The 20227-nt window shown below is 63.2% G+C and carries 18 protein-coding genes, 1 tRNA gene and 1 riboswitch; of the genes, 9 read left to right on the forward strand and 10 right to left on the reverse strand.

Going from position 1 to position 20227, the window contains the following annotated elements; genetic code table 11:
* Window positions 1-3 precede the first annotated feature (3 nt).
* A riboswitch (cyclic di-AMP (ydaO/yuaA leader) is annotated at window positions 4-171 on the reverse strand.
* 174 nt (window positions 172-345) lie between these two features.
* Complete coding sequence (locus EU811_RS02615) at window positions 346-981, reverse strand: copper resistance CopC family protein (protein WP_142936949.1); 636 nt, start codon at window positions 979-981, stop codon at window positions 346-348.
* A gap of 115 nt (window positions 982-1096) precedes the next feature.
* On the opposite strand from EU811_RS02615, the gene EU811_RS02620 reads away from it, so the two are divergent.
* From EU811_RS02620 to EU811_RS02640, 5 genes are all read left to right on the forward strand, one after another.
* Entirely contained in the window at window positions 1097-2539 is a 1443-nt protein-coding gene (locus EU811_RS02620; protein WP_142936950.1) for an NCS2 family permease, read from the forward strand.
* A gap of 74 nt (window positions 2540-2613) precedes the next feature.
* The gene (gene hutG, locus EU811_RS02625) at window positions 2614-3561 is read left to right on the forward strand and encodes a formimidoylglutamase (protein WP_142936951.1); all 948 of its coding nucleotides are present in this window, start codon (window positions 2614-2616) and stop codon (window positions 3559-3561) included.
* Between the two features lie 63 nt (window positions 3562-3624).
* Complete coding sequence (locus EU811_RS02630) at window positions 3625-4089, forward strand: hypothetical protein (protein WP_142936952.1); 465 nt, start codon at window positions 3625-3627, stop codon at window positions 4087-4089.
* Window positions 4090-4306: 217 nt separating this feature from the next.
* Window positions 4307-4380: transfer RNA gene (locus EU811_RS02635), tRNA-Cys, on the forward strand.
* Between the two features lie 158 nt (window positions 4381-4538).
* Window positions 4539-4760, forward strand: coding sequence for a hypothetical protein (locus tag EU811_RS02640; protein ID WP_105692645.1), 222 nt, complete (start codon window positions 4539-4541; stop codon window positions 4758-4760).
* Window positions 4761-4885: 125 nt separating this feature from the next.
* On the opposite strand, the gene EU811_RS02645 is transcribed toward EU811_RS02640, so the two are convergent.
* The 3 genes from EU811_RS02645 to EU811_RS02655 form a co-directional block, all read right to left on the reverse strand.
* Entirely contained in the window at window positions 4886-5134 is a 249-nt protein-coding gene (locus tag EU811_RS02645; protein ID WP_142936953.1) for a hypothetical protein, read from the reverse strand.
* A 198-nt stretch (window positions 5135-5332) separates the two neighbouring features.
* Window positions 5333-6925, reverse strand: a complete 1593-nt coding sequence (gene hutH / locus EU811_RS02650) for a histidine ammonia-lyase (RefSeq protein WP_142936954.1) — start codon at window positions 6923-6925, stop codon at window positions 5333-5335.
* Entirely contained in the window at window positions 6926-8656 is a 1731-nt protein-coding gene (locus EU811_RS02655; protein ID WP_142936955.1) for a urocanate hydratase, read from the reverse strand. It abuts the gene before it with no gap.
* A 162-nt stretch (window positions 8657-8818) separates the two neighbouring features.
* Between EU811_RS02655 and EU811_RS02660 the strand changes: the two genes are divergently transcribed.
* Window positions 8819-9256, forward strand: a complete 438-nt coding sequence (locus EU811_RS02660) for an SRPBCC family protein (RefSeq protein ID WP_142936956.1) — start codon at window positions 8819-8821, stop codon at window positions 9254-9256.
* 7 nt (window positions 9257-9263) lie between these two features.
* Here the strand turns inward: EU811_RS02660 and EU811_RS02665 are convergent, their stop codons facing one another.
* On the reverse strand, window positions 9264-10070 hold the full coding sequence (locus tag EU811_RS02665) for an IclR family transcriptional regulator (protein ID WP_142936957.1): 807 nt from the start codon (window positions 10068-10070) through the stop codon (window positions 9264-9266).
* A gap of 183 nt (window positions 10071-10253) precedes the next feature.
* Entirely contained in the window at window positions 10254-12263 is a 2010-nt protein-coding gene (locus tag EU811_RS02670; protein ID WP_238703274.1) for an ALF repeat-containing protein, read from the reverse strand.
* 316 nt (window positions 12264-12579) lie between these two features.
* Here EU811_RS02670 and EU811_RS02675 point away from each other — a divergent pair, with 316 nt between their 5' ends.
* Window positions 12580-14040 carry an amino acid permease gene (locus tag EU811_RS02675; protein ID WP_142936959.1) on the forward strand — a complete coding sequence of 487 codons (1461 nt, stop codon included), beginning with the start codon at window positions 12580-12582 and terminating at the stop codon, window positions 14038-14040.
* Window positions 14041-14111: 71 nt separating this feature from the next.
* Here EU811_RS02675 and EU811_RS02680 read toward each other — a convergent pair whose 3' ends face one another.
* Together EU811_RS02680 and EU811_RS02685 are read right to left on the reverse strand one after the other, a co-directional pair.
* Window positions 14112-15557 carry an HNH endonuclease gene (locus EU811_RS02680; RefSeq protein WP_142936960.1) on the reverse strand — a complete coding sequence of 482 codons (1446 nt, stop codon included), beginning with the start codon at window positions 15555-15557 and terminating at the stop codon, window positions 14112-14114.
* A gap of 94 nt (window positions 15558-15651) precedes the next feature.
* On the reverse strand, window positions 15652-16515 hold the full coding sequence (locus EU811_RS02685; RefSeq protein WP_142936961.1) for an SDR family oxidoreductase: 864 nt from the start codon (window positions 16513-16515) through the stop codon (window positions 15652-15654).
* Window positions 16516-16620: 105 nt separating this feature from the next.
* On the opposite strand from EU811_RS02685, the gene EU811_RS02690 reads away from it, so the two are divergent.
* Window positions 16621-16998 carry a winged helix-turn-helix transcriptional regulator gene (locus EU811_RS02690; protein ID WP_142936962.1) on the forward strand — a complete coding sequence of 126 codons (378 nt, stop codon included), beginning with the start codon at window positions 16621-16623 and terminating at the stop codon, window positions 16996-16998.
* A 13-nt stretch (window positions 16999-17011) separates the two neighbouring features.
* Here EU811_RS02690 and EU811_RS02695 read toward each other — a convergent pair whose 3' ends face one another.
* Together EU811_RS02695 and EU811_RS02700 are read right to left on the reverse strand one after the other, a co-directional pair.
* Window positions 17012-17761, reverse strand: coding sequence for a 3-hydroxybutyrate dehydrogenase (locus EU811_RS02695; RefSeq protein ID WP_142936963.1), 750 nt, complete (start codon window positions 17759-17761; stop codon window positions 17012-17014).
* Window positions 17762-17765: 4 nt separating this feature from the next.
* Window positions 17766-19157, reverse strand: a complete 1392-nt coding sequence (locus tag EU811_RS02700) for an MFS transporter (RefSeq protein WP_142936964.1) — start codon at window positions 19155-19157, stop codon at window positions 17766-17768.
* 137 nt (window positions 19158-19294) lie between these two features.
* On the opposite strand from EU811_RS02700, the gene EU811_RS02705 reads away from it, so the two are divergent.
* The gene (locus EU811_RS02705; protein ID WP_187697064.1) at window positions 19295-20191 is read left to right on the forward strand and encodes a LysR family transcriptional regulator; all 897 of its coding nucleotides are present in this window, start codon (window positions 19295-19297) and stop codon (window positions 20189-20191) included.
* Window positions 20192-20227 lie beyond the last annotated feature (36 nt).

A 20227-nucleotide genomic window follows, 5' to 3' on the forward strand; every position in this document is an offset into this window, starting at 1 on the left:
GAAAGAGCCTCTCCCGATGCCTGCGAGGTTAGCTGTCGGATTCGGATGGGAGTCACCCGGCCACTATCTCCCGCTGTTCAGCGAAAGCATCGTGACTTCACCCCAAGGCACGCTCGAAAGCGACCTAAATTGGGTTCCCCGTCTCTGCCGTAGGTTTGTCTGCGAACGGATTCCGGACTGCGGCAGAGCTAGGCAATCAGGCCGGAAGTGCCCGCTACGTGGAACAGGCACAGGAACTACGGTACGCGATGATTCCCCCGAAGTCACATTTAAGTAACGGGAAGTGGGCTTCTGGCGTGTCGCGGTAACCGATTCGAGATATTCGCAGCTACGTAGAAAACCGCGCTATTCCGCGGGAGTATCGCCCTCTGAGTCGTTGGACGCCGCCAATTTCTTCCGTGCGGTAACGGCGAGATAAATAACGAGACCCACAGCCACAACAGCCAGCCCCACAATGCTCCAAGGGAAAGGTTGGGAGGCGTCGGCGGCTGGCTCATTGTTACCGGCAGTCCCTGGTGCGGCGGTGCCCACTGTTGGTACCGCAGCTGAGGAAGCCGAAGCCGCTGGTGAGGCACCCGCCGTACCACTCGCCGACGTCGAGCCTCCTGCGGCGGCTGTGAACGTGAAGGTGCCCTCAATCGGGTGCGAGTCGGAGCTGACCACGCGCCATACCACTGTGAACTCGCCGGCAGGGGCGCCCTCGCGGAGCTTCTGAACGGCCTGGTTGTCGATGATTTCGACCGGACCGTCCGCCCAGTTCTCGCCGCCAGCCGTCACCGTTACGCCCGAACCGATCGCGAGCGGGCGGTTGTTGAACGTAATGGAGACCGACGCCGGGACTTCCGCAACGCGGGCACCGTTGGCTGGCGCTGTGGACTCGGCGACGTCGTGCGCGGACGCCGGTGCCGCTGCAAACAGCAGGGCGGAAGCAAAAGCAAGAGCAGCGACGACGGCGGCCAGAAGCGGGCGGATGGTACGCATGGGGCGGTTTCTCCTAGTGTTGGCTTCCTTACAGACTAGGCGAATCGTTGGGAGGGCCCGCACCGGACAACATAGGATTTGAGAGCAAACTCCCCCTCGATCCCCGGAGACCTTCATGCTTAAACAAGGTTCTGCAGTCGACCGCTACTTCAAGATCTCCGAACGTGGATCCACATATTCGCGGGAAATCCGTGGCGGCTTCGCGACCTTCTTCGCCATGAGCTACATCGTGGTGCTCAATCCACTGATCCTCTCCGGACCCGATTCGAGTGGCGCGTCGCTGGGTTTCACCGCCGTGGCGGCCACCACGGCGTTCGTTGCCGGCATCCTGACCATCCTCATGGGAGCCTGGGCCAAGCACCCGTTCGCCGTGGCCACAGGCTTGGGCGTCAACGCGTTCGTCGCAGTCACGGTGGCATCGCACCCCGGGCTGACATGGCCGGACATGATGGGACTCGTGGTACTTTCGGGCATCACCATGCTCATCCTGGTGCTGACCGGATTCCGGACTGCAGTGTTCAAGGCGGTGCCCGAAGCCCTCAAAACGGCAATAGTTGTGGGCATTGGCCTCTTCATCGCCCTCATCGGCCTGGTCAACGCCGGCTTCGTCCGGCGCATCCCCGACGCCGCCGGTACCACCGTTCCACTCGGTTTGGGCGTGGACGGCAAGCTCCTTGGCTGGCCCACCCTGGTATTCGCAGTGGGCCTGATCCTCACCATCGCACTGGTGGTCCGGAAGGTCCGCGGAGCCATCCTGATAGGCATCGTTGTGTCCACCGCGCTGGCTGCCATCCTCGAGTTCACTCTCCACATTGGCCCAAGCTTTGACGGCACCAACGTCAACCCCCGCGGCTGGTCCCTGGTGGCCCCCAAACTCAGTGAATGGGGCGCACCGGACCTGTCCCTGATCGGCAAGGCCAACCCGTTCGGCGCCTTTGAGCACCTCGGTTTCATCGGTGCAGCTTTGCTGGCATTCGTGATCCTGCTCAGCATCTTCTTCGACGCCATGGGCACCATGGTGGGCCTGGCCAACGAGGCCGGGACAGTGGATAAGGACGGGAACATTCCCAACGTGGACCGGGTCCTCCAAGTGGACGCGCTCGGAGCGATCGTGGGCGGTGGGGCCTCTGTTTCGTCCAACCAGATCTTTGTGGAGTCCGGTGCCGGTATCGGCGAAGGTGCACGAACCGGGCTCGCCTCGATCGTCACCGGCGCACTCTTCCTGGTTGCCATGTTCTTCACTCCCCTGATCAACCTGGTGCCGTTCGAGGCCGTGGCCCCCGCCCTGGTAGTGGTGGGCTTCATGATGGTCTCCCAGGTGGGCAAGATCGACTGGCAGGACTGGGGCGTCGGAATTCCCGCGTTCCTGACCATCGCGCTCATGCCGTTCACCTACTCGATTGCCAACGGCCTCGGCGCCGGCTTCATCTCCTACGTCCTGATCCGCACCTTCCAGGGCCGCGCCCGCGAAGTCCACCCGCTGATGTGGGCTGTGGCTGCTGCCTTCCTGCTGTTCTTCGGCATCGGAACCGTGGAAGAGCTGCTGGGCGTCAAGTAGCCCAGTCCGGGATTTCAGACACTCCCGGCGCTGGGTCACTGGTTTTTGGGCCCCGCGTCGGGTGTGCTGGAAGCATGGAAACAAGCGCCCCCACCGTTGACGTTAATCCCACGCCGTGGACCGGCCGCTTTGATGGGGACGGCGCCGAGCACCGCCGCTGGTGGCAAGCTGTAGAACCCCACACCATGTCCGGCACCGCAGCAGCCTCGCGCCCCGCCGTCGTGCTTGGTTTCTGCAGCGACGCCGGCGTCCTCCGCAACAAGGGCCGTGTGGGGGCCGCCGCCGCACCAGCCGCCATCCGTGCGGCTCTGGGTCCGCTGGCTTTCCACCTTGACCGCGACGTGTTCGACGCCGGTGATGTGGTTGTGAAGGACGACTCACTGGAGTCGGGCCAAGAGCGAGCCGGGCGCGCCATTTCGGGACTGCTCGACGCCGGAAACCTCACCGTGGTGCTGGGCGGCGGCCACGAGACTGCCTTCGCCAGCTACCTTGGTGTAGCCGGCTCCGAAGCGGTACGCGGCAAACGGCTGGGTGTACTGAACCTGGACGCCCATTTTGACCTGCGCGACGAGCCGACGCCGAGCTCGGGAACGCCGTTCCTGCAGATGGCCAACGCGGAAGCTGCCGCTGGGCGCGAACTGCAGTACGCCGTCGTCGGAATTTCAGAGCCGAACAACACACGAACGCTCTTCGATACGGCCAACCGGCTGGGCGTGAAGTACCTCCTTGATGAGCTCTGCACGCCGGAAGCCGTGGAAGTGTTCGTTGCTGATTTCCTGGCCGGCGTTGATGTGCTGTACCTGACCATCGATTTGGACGTAATGCCGGCGTCGGTGGCGCCCGGAGTGAGTGCGCCCGCTGCTTATGGCGTGCCGCTGCCGGTGATCGGCGCCATCTGCCGGCAGGTTGCTGCGAGCGGAAAGCTGCTCCACGTGGACGTCGCAGAGTTGAATCCGGAGTTCGACATTGACTCCAGGACCGCGAAGGTTGCGGCCCGCTTGGTCAACACCTTGCTTGCCTAGATTTTCCCCGCCCCTTTTCCAGCCTTCCTCTTCCACTTAGCCTGTGGGGAGGGAAGGACGGCAATGAGCGCAACTCCTGTGCAGGACAAGTGGGCTTGGGTAGCCGGGCCGGTGGCTGTGGCCCTGGGACTTGCAGCGCACATGGTGGCTGGCGGCAGCGCCCCGGCCATCCCCGTCCTCGTGGCCTTCGCCGCCATCGGTGCTTTGGCTGCCCAGGTTATTGCCCGTTGGATCCACGGGCCTCTGCTGTTGCTGCTGGCGTCCGGGGTGGCGCAGCAACTCCTTCATTTCGGCTTTGCAGCGTTCGGTGGCTACTTCCCCGGCAACGGCTTACTGGATCACCTGCACGGCGGCCAGGACCTGGCGGACGTGCCCGCCGGGGCAGCCGCCAGCGGGGGCAACGTTCATCTCCTTCTCTACACGCACATGGCTGCTGCCATCCTGACGCTGCTCCTTGCTGCGGGAGTTTCAAAGCTGGCGGCACCGAAACGTGATAGGCCGCTCGGGCGGGCAACCCAAAGTCTTTAATCAACCATCGGGAGGGTGGACCAGGCGGACGCGCCGATCTCGGTTTTCCACTTACCCAGTGAGACTCCCAACGAGCACGCGATTTTGCTTCGTAATGAGCCCTTTACGATGCTTACGGCTTCACGGGCAGCAACCTTTAGCAACGGTTCGTAGCCCTGCGAAAGGCGGGGACACCAACTTTGCCCGGCCCGCGTTCAGGCACCTAGTGTCGTTTGCACGTGGTGTACCCAAGAGGCCAGGGAGCTGCCTGCAAAGCAGCGTACGCGGGTTCGAATCCCGCCACCACGTCCATGGGTTCAAGAGGGCGCCCCCCTTCGCGAGATGTCACCAAGGCGGACTTCAGGCGGAGACCCACGTCACTCGCCTGCCGGTCATCTTACAAATTTTCAGGTCCGGCCACTATGATTGACGGGTCGCCCTCGCATGCGGCACGTAATAGGAGGCCCCCAATGACCCCTGCAATGACTGCAGAACGCGAAATTCGCCTGTCCTTTTCGAAGGCAGACGAGATCCACGACGGACTCGACCGCGCCGTGGATGCCCTGATCGAAAACGCAGCAGCAGACGCTAACTGCGGCATTCTGGTGACGCGCCACGAGCCCGGCACCTACACCGTGGCTCTGGACGAATCCGTTCCCTTCGGTCAGACCCGCGAAGTCCTCGCCGCCTGATACACCCAAAGTATTCTTAGGCAGCGACGCCAAAAACCGGGGCCCGTTCCTTTCCGCTTCTACTACCCGCGGAAGGGAACGAGCCCCGGTTTCTGTTAAACAAGTACCTCGGGCCGAACTGCCGCCTACGCCCGGCGGAGAGTGACGCCGTCGGACTTCATGAACAGTTCCTTACCCTCTTCGGTGACGCCCGGCCCCGAATGCTCAAGCCACACCACGTTGCCGCTGCTGGATACTTCCTCGATCAGACCGGCGGCAATCACGTGGGCGTATTTGACCACTTCCACCCGCTCGCCAACTTTCAGCGTCTTCCAGTCGGTAACCGTAGCCGTGTGAGCGCTTCGCCTGGACAGGACTGCTCCGCGTGCCTTCATTGAACTTCTACCCCTTTGTGGATGTTCTCTGTTGTGTATTGAGTTATTGAACAGTTGACCGTCAAGCCCACGACATCGTTGGCGTGGACGTGACGTACACCATAAGTTCTACTACATTTGCCACGCCCCGGTGATTGCGTTGCGAACAAAGACCGGGACGTGACAAATATGCCCATCAAATGAGCGTTTTATTCGACGTCAGGCCAAAATCCCGACGGCGGATTCGGCGGCCGCACGGACCGCACCGGAGCCAACCAAACGGTCAGCCGCTTCCAGTTCCGGCGACAGGAACCTGTCCGTTCCCGGGCCCTGAACCACTTCGCGGAGCACCTCAAGCACGGCCGTGCCAGCGGGACCCGGGGTGAGTTCGCCGTCGGACATCTGCGTCCGCATGTCGATGGCGCGGGCACTGGTGACAAGCTCGACGGCGAGCACCCGGCGGAGGTTCTCCACGGCCTTGCGCAGCTTCCGGGCAGCGTGCCAGCCCATGGATACGTGGTCTTCCTGCATGGCGGAGCTCGGGATGGAGTCCACGGATGCCGGAACGGCCAGCCGCTTGTTGTCCGAGACGAGGCCGGCCTGCGTGTACTGGGCAATCATCAGGCCGGAGTCCACGCCGGGATCCGCGGCGAGGAACGCCGGGAGACCGTGTGAGCGGGCCGGGTCCAGCATGCGGTCCGTGCGGCGCTCGGCGATGGAGCTGAGGTCCGCGACGGCGATGGCCAGGAAGTCCAGGACGTACGCCACGGGTGCGCCGTGGAAGTTGCCGTTGGAGGTGACGCGGCCGTCCGGGAGGACCACAGGATTGTCGATCGCTGCGGCGAGTTCGCGGGAAGCCACCAGCGCTGCATGGTCCACGGTGTCGCGGACAGCACCAGCAACCTGCGGTGCGCAACGCAGTGAGTAGGCGTCCTGCACCTTGGTGTCGTTGATCCGGTGCGAGGCCACGATGGGCGAGTTGGACAGCACGCGGAGCATGTTATCGGCGCTGGCTGCCTGGCCCGGGTGCGGCCGCAGTGCTGCGTGAAGCTCCGGCAGGAACACCTGGTCTGTACCCAACAGGGCCTCGACGCTGAGCGCGGCGGTGACGTCCGCCGTCGCCAGCAACATGCGGATGTCGGCAATAGCCATCAGCAGCATGCCGAGCATGCCTTCAGTGCCGTTGACGAGGGCCAGGCCTTCCTTCTCGGCGAGGGTGACCGGCTCGATGCCGTGCTGCGCGAGCAGCTCAGCAACCGGCGGCTTGCCAGCGGTTCCGTACAGTTCGCCGTCGGGTCCTGTTGCTTCGCCTTCACCCATGAGGACCAAGGCGCAGTGTGACAGCGGCGCAAGGTCGCCGGAGCAGCCCAGCGAACCGAACTCGCGGACCAGCGGGGTGATGCCGGCGTTGAGCACGTCCACCATGGTCTGCAAGACCACCGGACGAACACCCGTGCGGCCCGATGCCAGGGTCTTGGCGCGGAGGAACATGATGCCGCGGACCACTTCACGTTCAACAGCCGGGCCCATGCCTGCGGCGTGGCTGCGGATCAGCGACTTCTGCAGCTGGGTGCGGAGATCGTTGGGAATGTGGCGGTTTGCCAGGGCGCCGAAGCCGGTGGAGATGCCGTAGGCGGGGACATCGCTGGTGGCCAGATCGTCAATGTGTGCACGGACCTTGGCCACGGTGTCCAGGGCATCCTGGGAGATGGTCACCTTGGCGTTGTGGCGGGCGACGGCGACGACGTCTTCCGGGGTTACGCCGCTGGAGCCGAGGGTGACGGTGAGGGGTTCATGGGTAGTGATAGTCACTTACTTGCCTTCGTTCATAGGAATACGGACGCCGCGTTCGTTGGCGACCTCGACGGCGCGGTCATAACCGGCGTCGACGTGGCGGATGACGCCCATGCCGGGGTCGTTGGTCAGGAGCCGTTCGAGCTTTTCTGCTGCGAGGTCGGTGCCGTCAGCGACGGAGACCTGTCCGGCGTGCAGGGACCGGCCGATGCCGACACCGCCGCCGTGGTGGATCGATACCCAGGTGGCACCGGAGGAGGTGTTGATCAGGGCGTTGAGCAGCGGCCAGTCAGCAATCGCGTCCGAGCCGTCAGCCATGGATTCGGTTTCCCGGTACGGGGAGGCCACGGACCCGGAGTCCAGGTGGTCACGGCCGATCACGATGGGGGCCTTGATCTTGCCCTCTTTCACCAACTGGTTGAACAACAACCCGGCCTTGGCCCGTTCGCCGTATCCGAGCCAGCAAATACGTGCCGGCAGGCCTTCGAACTCCACCCGGTCCGCCGCGGCGTCGAGCCACTTGTGCAGGTGCTTGTTTTCCGGGAACAGTTCCTTGATGGCCTTGTCAGTCACTGCAATGTCCTCCGGATCACCGGACAGGGCAACCCAGCGGAACGGGCCGAGGCCCTCGCAGAACAGCGGACGGATGTAGGCCGGAACGAAGCCGGGGAACTCGAACGCACGCTCGTAACCGCCCTTGCGGGCCTCGTCCCGGATGGAGTTGCCGTAATCGAAAACTTCGGCGCCGGCATCCTGGAACTCCACCATGGCCTGTACGTGGCGGGCCATGGAAGCCTGGGCCTTCTTGGTGAACCCTTCCGGGTCAGCTTCGGCTTCGGTGTGCCACTCGGCTACCGTGATGCCCTCGGGCAGGTAGGAAAGGGGGTCATGCGCGGAGGTCTGGTCGGTGACCACATCAAAAGTGATCTCCCCGGCCTTGTGACGGCGGAGCAGCTCCGGGAACACCTCTGCAGCGTTACCGACGTAGCCAACAGACCAGCCCCGGCGTTCCTCCTTGGCCTTCTGGACCTTCGCGATCGCGGTATCCAGGTCCGTTTCGACCTCGTCCAAGTAGCGCTTGCCGGCGCGGCGACGCAGGCGGGTTTCGTCGACGTCCACAATCAGGCAGGCGCCATCGTTCAGCGTGACGGCCAGCGGCTGCGCGCCGCCCATGCCACCACAACCACCGGTCAGGGTCAGCGTCCCCGCCAACGGACCTTCGTTTGAGCCTTCAGCAGCAGGCGCCGGGTGGCGCCCTTCCGCAGCGAGCTTGTTTCCGACGGCGGCAAAAGTTTCGTACGTGCCCTGCAGGATGCCCTGGGTCCCGATGTAGATCCAGGAGCCAGCGGTCATCTGGCCGTACATCATGAGGCCCTCGGCTTCGAGGCGGCGGAACTCGGGCCACGTTGCCCAATCCCCCACCAGGTTGGAGTTGGCCAGCAGCACACGGGGAGCCCATTCGTGGGTGCGGAACACACCCACCGGCTTGCCCGACTGCACCAGGAGGGTCTCGTCCTTCTCCATGGTTTCCAGGGTCCGGGTGATCGCATCAAACGCGGCCCAGGACCGGACTGCACGGCCAGTTCCGCCATAGACCACAAGATCGTCCGGACGCTCAGCGACCTCAGGATCAAGGTTGTTCATCAGCATCCGCAGCGGAGCTTCGGTCTGCCACGACTTGGCAGTGAGTTCAGTACCCCGGGCGGCCTTGACCGGACGGGCACCAGTGGTGAAATCGGCGGGTGCCATGGTGACTCCTTCGTCTGTGGGAAGTAGGTGGTGGAAAGATCTTCTGCTTCTACTAAAGCCCCTTTATCACGCGGCCGGAACGGCTTTTGGAGTGGCACCGTCCGGGATTACAGACATCTCCAACCTCTCGCATTTACGCCACAATGAGCGCATGCTGGACCCATGGCAACGTACCGGGTAACAACGCTCGTCGCGGCACCGCCTGAGCGGGTTTTCGCAATGTGGACAGACCTGGACCGGTTCAAGGAGTGGATCGGTGGGGTCACCCGGGTGACTGACCGCGTCGGTTCAATGGATGAGGCAGGCAGCCGCTACACGGTGTGGTTCGGCAGGATGAAAAGCCCCACCGAAATCCTCGCAGTAGAACGGCCTTGGCACATCCGCACGCGGTTCGGCAATGCGATCCTCAAGGGCGAGTCTGATGTGCGGTTTGCGGCCGAGGGTGACGGCACCCGTATCCGGCAGGAGTTCGTGACCCGCGGATTCGTCGCCGCCATTTTCGGGCGGCTTTTCGCCATGGGCTCCTACAAGGGCAGCTTCAAAGGCGAACTGGAGACCTTCCGCAAACTCGTGGAGAAGGAATCCACGGGGCGAAGCTAGCGCCGGGTTAGGCTCCAGGCCGCCCGTGGATCCGCACCGATAGTTCGTCCGCCGCTTTCCGAATGCGCGCGGCAAGGACCGGCCATTGCTCAGCGGGCACTTTGTCCTCGAGGAACGTGACGGCGACTGCCGCCGTCGGCCATCCAACATGGTCCGTTACTGCGGCGGCGATGGAGCAGAATCCCGGCGTGATTTCGCCGTTCTCCGTGGCGTAGCCGCGCTGCCGGACCTGGTCCAAGTGCGACGACAACGCCGAATACTTCATGATGGGGAACTCCACCTCATGCCGCGAAGTGAAGGCGGCGGCATTCGGATACAGCGCACGCACCTGCGACTTTGGCAGGGCGGCCAGGATCGCGCGGCCAGACGCCGTGAGGTGGCTTGGCAGGCGGACCCCGACGTCGGTCACCAGGCTGGGGCGGTTCTTGGCGCGTTCCTCCACAATGTAGAGCACGTCACGGCCGTGAAGCACCGCCAAGTGCGCGCTCTCACCGATCACGTCCACCAGGGCGGCGAGCATCGGCCGGCCCAGTCGCGACAAGGGTTCCTGGCGCGAATACGCCGAGCTGAGTTCGAAGGCGCTGATGCCCAGCCCGTAGCGCTGCTCTTCATGCAGGTGAAGGACGAACCCGTTCGCCTCCATGACACCGAGCAAGTGGTACACGCTGGATCGCGGCAGGCCGAGCGCGGTGGCAATGTTCGACGCCGCCATGGGACCGCGGCGCGAAGCCAACAGTTTCAAAATCCGCAGCGTATTTTCGGCCGCCGGGACTTTGGACGTGGCTTTGCCTGGTGCGGTTGGCGTGGTTGTCATGGTTCCTCGCTGCTCGAGCTGCTTGCGGGATTAGTCCGGTGGATGAAGGTACCGCTGTCCGGTATCCCGTACTCAAGCGTGCACCCTCGGAGAGTCAATCACCAGCGTGAATGCATTGATCGGTGTCTGGGATGCCGGACTCCCTTAGCGAGCCCGAATCTCTACCCCTAGGCAACGCGGCCCTTACGCGGAAGCGGCACCCGTACGCCGAAGCAGGAACGTGATGGCTCCGGCCGCAGCCAAGACCAGCGCCACGATGAGGCCAATGGTCCAGCCGCTCATTCCGGCAGACGAAGCGGCCAACGGGCTGGCCGCCTCCTGCACTTGCGAATCAACCGACGCGGCATCATTGTCAGCCGAAGCGGCCGGCGGCACTGAAATGCTGGGCATGGCCGACGGAGTTGCCGCAGGTGTTGCCGCCGCTTCGGCTGGCGTACCGGTTTCGGCGAGCCCGACGGCGGGAGCATAGTCGCGCGGCCAAGGAACGACGATCGGGGCTACTCCGGTTCCGGAGTGTTGCGAAACGTCGACCTGGCCGGCTGCAGCCTGCCCGGCCTGTCCACCAGCAGCGGCCGCGGCAGCTTCCGCCTGACGGGCAGCTTCAGCTTGACGAGCCGCTTCCGCTTCCGCGGCTTTGGCAGCGTCAGCCGCCTTACCGGCGTCGACGGTTGCAGTGTCTGCCAAACCGGCAAGCTCGGCGATCATGGCGTCGATGGAGGCAACGTGGGCAGTGGTTGCCGCGTCTCGATTCGCAGCCGCGGCCTGGCCTGTGGTCATGAAGGCCTCGAGATCTGCACGGCTGCCGTCAAGAGCAACGCTCGCTGCCGCACGAACCTCCGGCGTCGAATCCAACGCATAACTGGTCTGGATGCGATTATCCAGGTTCCGGGCTTGATCAAAACCGTATTCCAGGAAGTAGCGGACGTCTGCGTGACTGACTGATTCGAGCGCTTTCTTGGCGGCCTTCTCCACAAATTCGCCTCCGACTGCCAGAAGCTGGAAAGAGCGTTGTCGATCCGCGGTGAATGCCGACGGCTTAATGGCGTCCAGCTCTATAGCTGCTGCGTGGCCTTCAATGATGAAAGCTTTTACGGAAGTATCTCCACCCGACAGCGCCGTTTCCGCGGCTTCCCGAACTTTGGGTGTCCCCACCAAGGCAAGATCCAAGGTGGCCTGACGGGCTTCGCTGATCAGCGCGTCAAGGTCGGTTCCGGGGGCATCCAGCTTGGTAAGGAGCTCCGGAATTTCACGGGCCGCCTTTGCAAAGGCGGCCTTCGCCGGCTCCTGCGATGCCATTTGAGTTTCGTCCGCGATCCGTCTCGGTGTGGCCTGCGATGAGAGGAGGTCCCTGTCTGTCGCGAGCCGCGATGAGTCTGCCGCCCTTGCCGCAGAGGCGGTGCTCCGGGCTTGTTCGACAGCGGTCTTCGCACGGTCCGCGACCGCAGCGGTGCCGTTGGGGTTCGAAGCAATGTCTGATCTGACCTTTTGAAGGAGCGCGGCAACAGCCGTCGACTCAGCGTCCCGGTCGGCTGCAACGAGCTGCCCGTAGCGAAGGAAATCAGCAACGATTTCCCTGTCGTCCGTCATGACCGCTGCCTTGGCCGCAGCGCGGACACCCACAAAAGGAGAATCAAAGAGCTGGAACGCAGCCTGGCGGTCGTCTATCTCGGCGGCTTCCAGCCAGCCCCCGAGAACGAACTCCTCTATTGCTTGGTCGCCTTTGTCCAAACTGTCGGAGGCCTGCGTTCGGATTACGCCGTTCAGAGTTAGAAACCTGTAGGCAGTGATATCAAGGTCAAGCTGCCACGCTCCGGCCCAACCTGTCGAGAGAAAAGCATCGATGGCCGCCGGGTCGTTTAATGCCAGGATCTTTTGCGCAGATGAGCGAACATGCGCACTCCCCCGCGTCGTGAGCTCGGTGACCAGCTGCTTGCGATCCGCGGCGAGCGTGACATCCTGTCCGGCGTCGAGGAATGCATTAAGCGCATCTGCGCCACCCACCAGCGCGGTCGCAGCAGCGGCACGGGTTGCGGGGCCACCTGTCTTCCACAGCTCAACAACGCCGGCAGTATCAGTAGCCCGCTCCACGAACGGAACGGGGGCCTGCGCGGCGTGGGGCACCTCGAATTCAGGAATGTCATAGGCCTGCGCTGGCGCAGCGAAAAGCAGAGAAGCCCCAGCTACAACGGCCATCAGGGCAGCAGAAACACGGCGCCGGGTAGCGCGGAATGAAGAAAACAAGGGTCCCCCAAGTAACGGATGCGGCGGCAGCACGGAGTTCAATGGGGGCGACGCGGATGCGAGGGATGCCTGACCGGTGACGAGCTGTCCGCGGTCATCATATCCGACTGGGAACTATGACTTTTACCACTGTGAATGTCGACGCCGAAAGTCGACACCACTGACTGTCTGCGATCAAAGACACCAAAGGCCCGTGAGTCCCATCACAAGTCGTCCAAAAGTGATCTGCTGGATAGCGATCCCCTCCCAAAGACGAGAAGGTTTTACTATGCAACAAACCAAGCTGGCTGTGGAGAGCTCTGTCCTCCACGCCGCGGGTACGGCGCTCAGCCGAGGCCTCAACGTCCGTCACATTCGCTTCATGGCGCTCGGATCCGCGATCGGCACCGGCCTTTTCTACGGTTCCGCCTCCGCCATCCAAAAAGCCGGGCCGGCCGTCCTGCTGGCCTACATCATCGGCGGCGCGGCCGTGTTCATGGTGATGCGAGCACTGGGCGAGATGGCCGTCCGACACCCGGTGTCCGGGTCCTTCGGCCAATACGCGTCCAAGTACCTGGGACCGTTCGCAGGTTTTGTGACCGGGTGGACTTACGTGTTCGAGATGGCCATTGTGGCCATCGCCGACGTCACGGCCTTCAGTATCTATATGGGTTTCTGGTTCCCACAGGTGGACAGATGGATTTGGGTACTCGCAATCATCCTGTTCCTGGGCGCCATGAACCTGCTCAGCGTGAAGGTGTTTGGCGAGCTCGAGTTCTGGTTCTCGCTGATCAAGGTGGTGGCGATTATCGCCATGATCGTCGGCGGTGCAGCGATCGTCGTGTTCGGCTTCCAAACGGGCGACGGCGGCGGCGTGGCACCGGGACTCGGGAACCTCGTGAATCACGGCGGGTTGTTCCCGAACGGTTTTGAAGGGCTCCTGGCCGCATTCGCCGTCGTGATGTTTGCCTTTGGCGGGATCGAGACGATCGGTATCACGGCTGGCGAGGCCACGAACCCCAAGAAGGTCATCCCGCAAGCAGTTAATACAGTGCCCGTCCGCGTTTTGTTGTTCTACGTACTGACGTTGGGCGTGCTGATGAGCATCTTCCCGTGGAACGAAATCGGCAGCAGCGGTAGTCCATTCGTGCAGATCTTTGATGGCTTGGGGATCCCGGCCGCACCGCATATCCTCAACGCCGTGGTCATTACCGCAGCGCTCTCGGCGATCAACAGCGACATCTTCGGGGCCGGACGTATCCTCTTCGGGCTGGCCCAGCAGGGTCACGCACCCAAGAGTTTCAGCAAGATCTCCCGGCATGGTGTCCCTTGGATGACCGTGTTAATGATGGGCGGCATCCTGCTGGTGGGCGTCGTGTTGAACGCCGTGATTCCGGAGGACGTGTTCGTGCTCATTGCCTCGATCGCTACCTTTGCCACCGTGTGGGTTTGGGTGATGATCCTGGCTTCGCACGTTGCCATGAAACGGGAGATCAAGCGCAAGGGCTTGCCGGCGTCGGAATTCGGTTCGCCTCTGTGGCCTGTCGCTTCCATTCTCACCATGGCGTTCATGGCCATGGTGATCGTGATCCTGGGCGTCTTCGAGGACACGCGTGTTGCTTTGTACGTTGGTGGCACCTGGCTGGTGTTGCTGTTCGTGGCCTACAAGATGTGGGTCCGCGGTGGCGGGCTCCGCCGGGCCGAGCTGGTGGACGAGACGGCGCAAATGCCAATGGTGAAGGCAACCTAGTTTGCTGGCTGCGCTGTAGTTTGCTGGCTGCGCTGTAGTTCGCTGGCTGCGCTGTAGTTCGCGGGCTGCGTCTAGTTTCTCAGCCGTGTGGACTTGCTTCCCGGCAGAGGTGGCGCTTTGGATTTGTAGCTGTGCCCGGTGGGAGTGCTGACGCGGATCGTGTGCACATCACCGGGCATGCTCTTTGCGGTCCAGCCCGGAGTCTCCTTGGTGTGGTTGCAGGCTTCGCAAAGCCCGGCCCCATTGTTGAGGTGGGTGCTGCCTGCAGAATGCCAGGGAATGATGTGGTCGATGTGCCGGATAGGCGCATCGCAGTACGGAGTACGGCATGTATTGTCCCGAATGTGGATGAAGCGTCTCAATTTTTGGGGGAAGAACCGTGCTTTTGAGTCCATCGTCAGGAGCTCGCCGCTGCTGGGAGCTGTGTAGAGGCGGCGGAGCAGCACTCTAAATTCGCTGCGGTCCGTGGGCTCCAGGTTCCCATGAAGCTGATCCTCATACCCGGATTGTTCATCAACCAGAAGTGCCCTTGCCCATTCAGCGGGTACGATTCCGTAGCCTTCGAGCCGAGCGGGCTCGGGGTCCCCTTGAAAGAGTGTGCGATCGGTCATGACGAGGTTGAGGTTGATCCCCGCAATGCCACCCGACGTGCCCGTTACGCGTTCAGTCAGGGTGTCAGCCATGACTTGGCCACGGGTCCGCGCGTCCCCGCTGGAACGGACGGAATCAGCTGTCCGAGTCAGCGCTGCATAGACGGCCACGCCTTGGGCGACCGGGAGTAGTGCGGTGAGGTACGTCATGGTGTCCGGCGCAGGACGGAGGCTGACCGTACGTTCCGCAGCCGCACGGCTGGCTCGCTGCGACACAGACCGCGGGTCACGACGATATGCGGCGGCTTTTGCAGCGGCGATGATGGCTTTGTCGCCCGTGCCGTCGAAGGTCCCGGCGTCCGGGGCGAGTTCCTCATCCACCGATGCCCGGTCCTCAACGGACAGGCAAGCTGTTTCCTTCACGAGCAGCGTGGCCCGCCACTCGTTCAACTGACCCGACTCCAGTGCTGCCATGGTTCGCGGCATTTCCGTAACTAGCGCTTTGGCGAAGCCAAAGAGCCTGGATCCCTTATTGGGTGATTCCCGCCGCGCCAACGCCACTTGTGCAGCAACGCCCATGCCACGCTCTGCCGCAGGAACCCCGGCCTGGGCCTGCTCGGCCCGCTGCGCCAGATCAAACGCCACTGCAATCCGGGCTTGCCGGGCTGAAATGGCAGACTTCAGGTCTTCAAGATCGCGTAACTCATCGATCAGCGCCGAGCTATCGGCGGTGATCGGAAGTGACCCCAGCTCAAAGACGAGCTCCCGGATGCTCCCTCCGCTGACTGCCACTCCGGACGCAACCGCCACGGAAGGTGCAGGAGCCACGACACCGGCAGAAACTAACGGGGGCGAAGCCACTGTTGCCCGCTGCGATCGCCGAATTCCGTCCATGAAGCCACTCTTCCAGCCACCTTCGCCGGACATCAGACCCAAAGTTGCCTATGTGGAAAACCCAAGAGACAGTTGGTTCCAATGTTCTCGCCGAACATTGGAACCAACCACCAATCGGAGGGTTGTTCTAGAGGGAGGCAGCGGCGGAACGTACGGCCTCGGACAGCGGAGTCGAGGGGCGGCCGATCAGCTTCTGGAGATCACCGCTGGTGACCAGAAGATCGCCGCGCGCAATTCCCAGATCAGAGTCGGCAAGGATTTCGGCGAAGGCGTCCGGCACGCCTACGCCCACCAGGATTTGCTGGTATTCGTGGGCAGGAAGATCGTTGTAGGTCACCTCTCGCCCGGCAGCGGAGGAAATTTCAGAGGCCAACTGGTCCATGGTGAACGCGTGGTCCCCACCGAGTTCGTAGACCTTCCCGGCCTGGTCATCCGCCACCAGGACCGCCGCCGCGGCGTGCGCGTAATCTGCACGCGCGGCTGCGCTGACCTTGCCCTCGCCGGCACTTCCTGCGATGGCACCCTGGGCCAGGGTTCCCGGGAGCTGCTCGGTGTAGTTCTCCAGGTACCAGCCGTTGCGCAGCAGGACGAACGGGATGCCGGAGTCCTTGAGAAGCTCCTCCGTTGCCTGGTGCTCGGCGGCCAGCTTCATGCCCGTGGTGTCCGCGTTGGCAATGCTGGTGTAGGCCAGCAGTTCCACGCCCTCCGCCTTGGCAGCCTCAATAACCGTGCGGTGCTGCGCCACGCGCTGGCCCACTGCACTGCTGGAGATCAGCAGCACCTTGGTGGCGCCCTTCAGTGCCGCGGCGACTGATGCCGGGTTTTCGTAATCCATCTCCTGGACTGTGACGCCACGTTCGGCGAAGTCAGCCAGCTTCTCCACCGAACGCCCGGTGGCCACAATGTCCCCCGCCGGAACGTTGCGCTCCAGGAGCGCCTCTACAACGTGGCGGCCAAGCTGTCCGGTTGCTCCAGTGATAACGATGCTCATGGGTGGTTCCTTTCAACGGAAGTCTTGCTCTGTCATGGTGGACAACGAGCCCTACATCCAGAAACTTCCCAAAAGTTAGTACGCACTTTAAGGTAAGGTACTGACATGAAAGTAAGTGACCTTCCAGCGCGGTTGCCGGCAACCATCGCCGACGGCGTTTTCCCGGCAGGCTGCCCCAGCCGGACAGTCCTGGATCACATCACCAGCAAATGGGGTGTGCTGATCCTGCTTTCCTTATCCGAAGGCGATCAACGCTGGAGCGAACTGCGGCGCCGGGCTGAGGGCATCAGCGAGAAAATGCTCGCCCAAACCCTGAAGACACTGGAGCGGGACGGGCTGGTCCGCCGTGACGCGCAACCAGTCATCCCGCCCCGCGTGGATTACAGCCTCACCGAACGCGGCCGAGAGCTCAGCACGCTCCTCATTCCTCTGGTGACGTGGGCCTTCGACAACGCCGACGCCATCATCGGCGGCCAGAACTAACCCGGCGGCGCCTTTACCGCGCCGACCACCCGCCGTCCATGGTGTAGCTCGCGCCGGTGACCATCCCGGCGTCGTCGGAGGCCATCCAGGCGGCCAACGACGCCACTTCGTCCACCTCCACCAACCGCTTCACGGCGGACTCTGTGAGCATCACCTTGGCCAGGACCTCCGCCTCGGGGATCCCGTGGAGCCGCGCCTGATCGGCGATCTGCTTCTCCACCAGGGGCGTGCGTACATAGCCCGGATTGATGCAGTTGGACGTGACCCCGTGCTCGCCGCCCTCCAAGGCAGTGACCTTGCTGAGGCCCTCGAGCCCATGCTTGGCCGAGACATACGCACTCTTGTAGGCCGAGGCCCGCAACCCGTGGACGGAAGAGATGTTGATGATCCGGCCAAACCCGTTGGCGTACATGTGCGGGAGCGCGGCCCTGATGAGGAGGAACGGGGCCTCCAGCATCAGGGCCAGAATCCGCCGGAACTCCGCGGGTTCGAACTCCTCAATCGGCGCAACTTTCTGGATGCCGGCGTTGTTGACCAGGATGTCGCAGTCGAGGCTCAGCGCGGCCAGTGCGCCCACATCCAACAGGTCCACCGTCCAGGCAGTGCCGCCCAGCTCGTCGGCGAGGGCCGCAGCTCCGGAGGCATCGACGTCGGCCACTACTACTTTCGCCCCGCGGGCGGCGAGCGCACGGGCGCAGGCGGCCCCGATCCCGCTGGCACCGCCGGTCACCAGTGCTTTGCGTCCGTTCAAGGAGTTGTCCATGGAACTAGCCTTTCGAGGTTGCGGAGGCCGGTGTCAGTCCATGCCGGATTGCGTCCGCCTCGTCCACCTCTTGCAGCGCGATGCCCTTGGTTTCCTTGAGCGAAACGACTGCGACGACGGTAATCGCGCAGGCGACCACCAGGTAGATCGCTGTGGGAACCCAGGATCCGGTGTCCTTGAGCCACTGGGTTGCCAGGAGCGGAGCCAGGGAGCCAGCGAATATCGAGGTGACCTGTGATCCCAGGGATACACCGGAGTAGCGCATGCGGGTGGGGAAGAGCTCGGACATGATGGCCGGCTGCCCTGCGTACATGAAGGCGTGCAGGCACAGGCCGATAGTCACGGCGAGCACGATCACCACGGCGTTCTTGGTATCGAACATGGGGAAGGCGAAGAACGGCCAGGTTGCGCCGGTGATGGCACCCACCAGATATACGGGCTTGCGTCCCCACGAGTCCACAAGGCGTCCCACCTGCGGGATGACCAGGAAGTGGATGACGTGGGCGATCAGGAGTGCCAGCAGGAGCGAGGACGTGTCGTACTTGTGCACGCTCTTGAGGTAGACGATCGCGAAGCTCACCACCAGGTAGTACATGATGTTCTCGGCGAAGCGGAGGCCCATAGCTTGCAGGATGCCCTTGGGGTACTTGCGGATGACCTCGCCTACGCCGTAGCTGATGGCCTTGGACTCCTCCACCTGTGCCTTGGCTTCGAGGAAGATCGGGGCTTCAGTGACGTGGGTGCGGATGTAGTAGCCAACGAACACGATCACTGCGGAGAGCCAGAAGGCTACACGCCAGCCCCAGCCGAGGAACGCTTCGCTGCTCAGCGTGGAGGACATGACGAAGAGGACCAGCGTGGCCAGGAGGTTGCCCACCGGCACTGCCGCCTGCGGCCACGACGACCAGAAGCCGCGGGACTTGTTGGGGCTATGCTCAGCCACCAGCAGCACCGCGCCGCCCCATTCGCCGCCGAGGGCAAAGCCCTGGATTATGCGGAGAGCCACCAGCATGGCCGGCGCCCAGTAGCCGATTTCCATGAAGCCGGGGAGGCAGCCCATCAGGAAGGTGGATACACCCACGATCACGATGGTCAGCTGCAGGGTGGGTTTGCGGCCCAGCTTGTCGCCGATCTGGCCGAAGACGATTCCGCCGAGCGGACGGGCCACGAAGCCGACCGCGTAGGTGATGAAGGCCTGAATGATGCCGTCCAACTCGTTGCCGGTGCTCGGGAAGAAGTACTTGCCGAAAACCAGCGTGGCGGCGGTGGCGTACAGGAAGAACTCGTACCACTCCACCACGGTGCCCACCATTGACGCCGCGACGATCTTCTTGAGTCCGGAACCCTCGCCGGCGCCTTTCCCTGCCCTTGATGCGGAGCGCTGCTCTACGCTCATATCCATCTCCTCAGTGTCCTCTTTGACCCTTGTGAACGTGATGTGATCCACAACACGAAATGCTCCACTGAGTATTGCTGCAGATTCTTCCGCACTCAATGACCAAAGTGGCACTGAGTATGTGCAAAATTGCAGATATGAATCCAAACCCCGACGACCTTCTCATCCTCCTGGCCGTCTCACGCTCCGGGAAATTTACGACGGCGGCACAAGCCTTGGGACTGAACCACACCACCGTTTCGCGAAGGATAGCGGCGCTGGAGAAAGCGCTGGGCGGCCGCGTCCTCGCGCGCGCGGCTGGTGGTTGGGAGGTAACGGAGCTGGGAGCCGAAGCTGTGCTGGTCGCGGAACGGATCGAAGCTGCGGTGGGGGCGCTGGGACCCAGCCACCGCGCACCCGACCCCATTACCGGCGTCGTGCGCATGACCGCTACTGATGGCTTCAGCGCCTATATCGCGGCACCAGCGGTGGCGCGGCTTCGACGCGAGCACCCCGGCCTCAGCCTTGAGATCGTCACAGTGACGCGCAGGGCGTTGCAACAACGCTCGGGGCTGGACATCGAAGTAGTGGTGGGGACGCCGCAAGTGCACCGGGCTGAGGCCATCAGACTCGGCGAATACCGGCTGGGGATGTATGCCTCACGCGCTTACCTGGCAGACAACGGGACACCCTCAAGCATTGAAGAGCTGACTCAGCACCAACTGGTCTATTTTGTTGATTCGATGCTGCAAGTGGACGATCTGGATGCGCCCCGCCGGCTGGTCCCCACCATGCGCGACGGCCTGAGTTCAACCAATGTGTTCGTCCATGTTGAGGCTACCCGCGCCGGGGCGGGCGTGGGATTCTTGCCGTGCTTCATGGCTGACCGGCACGCTGATTTGGTGCGGCTCCTGCCCTCGGATTTCGCCGAGCTCCTCCCCTACTGGATGGTCCTCCGCCCGGACTCCATGCGCCGCCCCGCAGTTGCCGCCGTCGTGCAGGCCTTGCGGGAGGAGACGGAGAGCCGGCGGGAGGAGTTGCTGGGGGCTAAATAGCGTGCCCGGGGTGGCGGGCTTGGTGGGCCATCCGAC

It is taken from the genome of Arthrobacter sp. TS-15 (genome assembly GCF_006964045.1).
GTDB lineage: Bacteria > Actinomycetota > Actinomycetes > Actinomycetales > Micrococcaceae > Arthrobacter.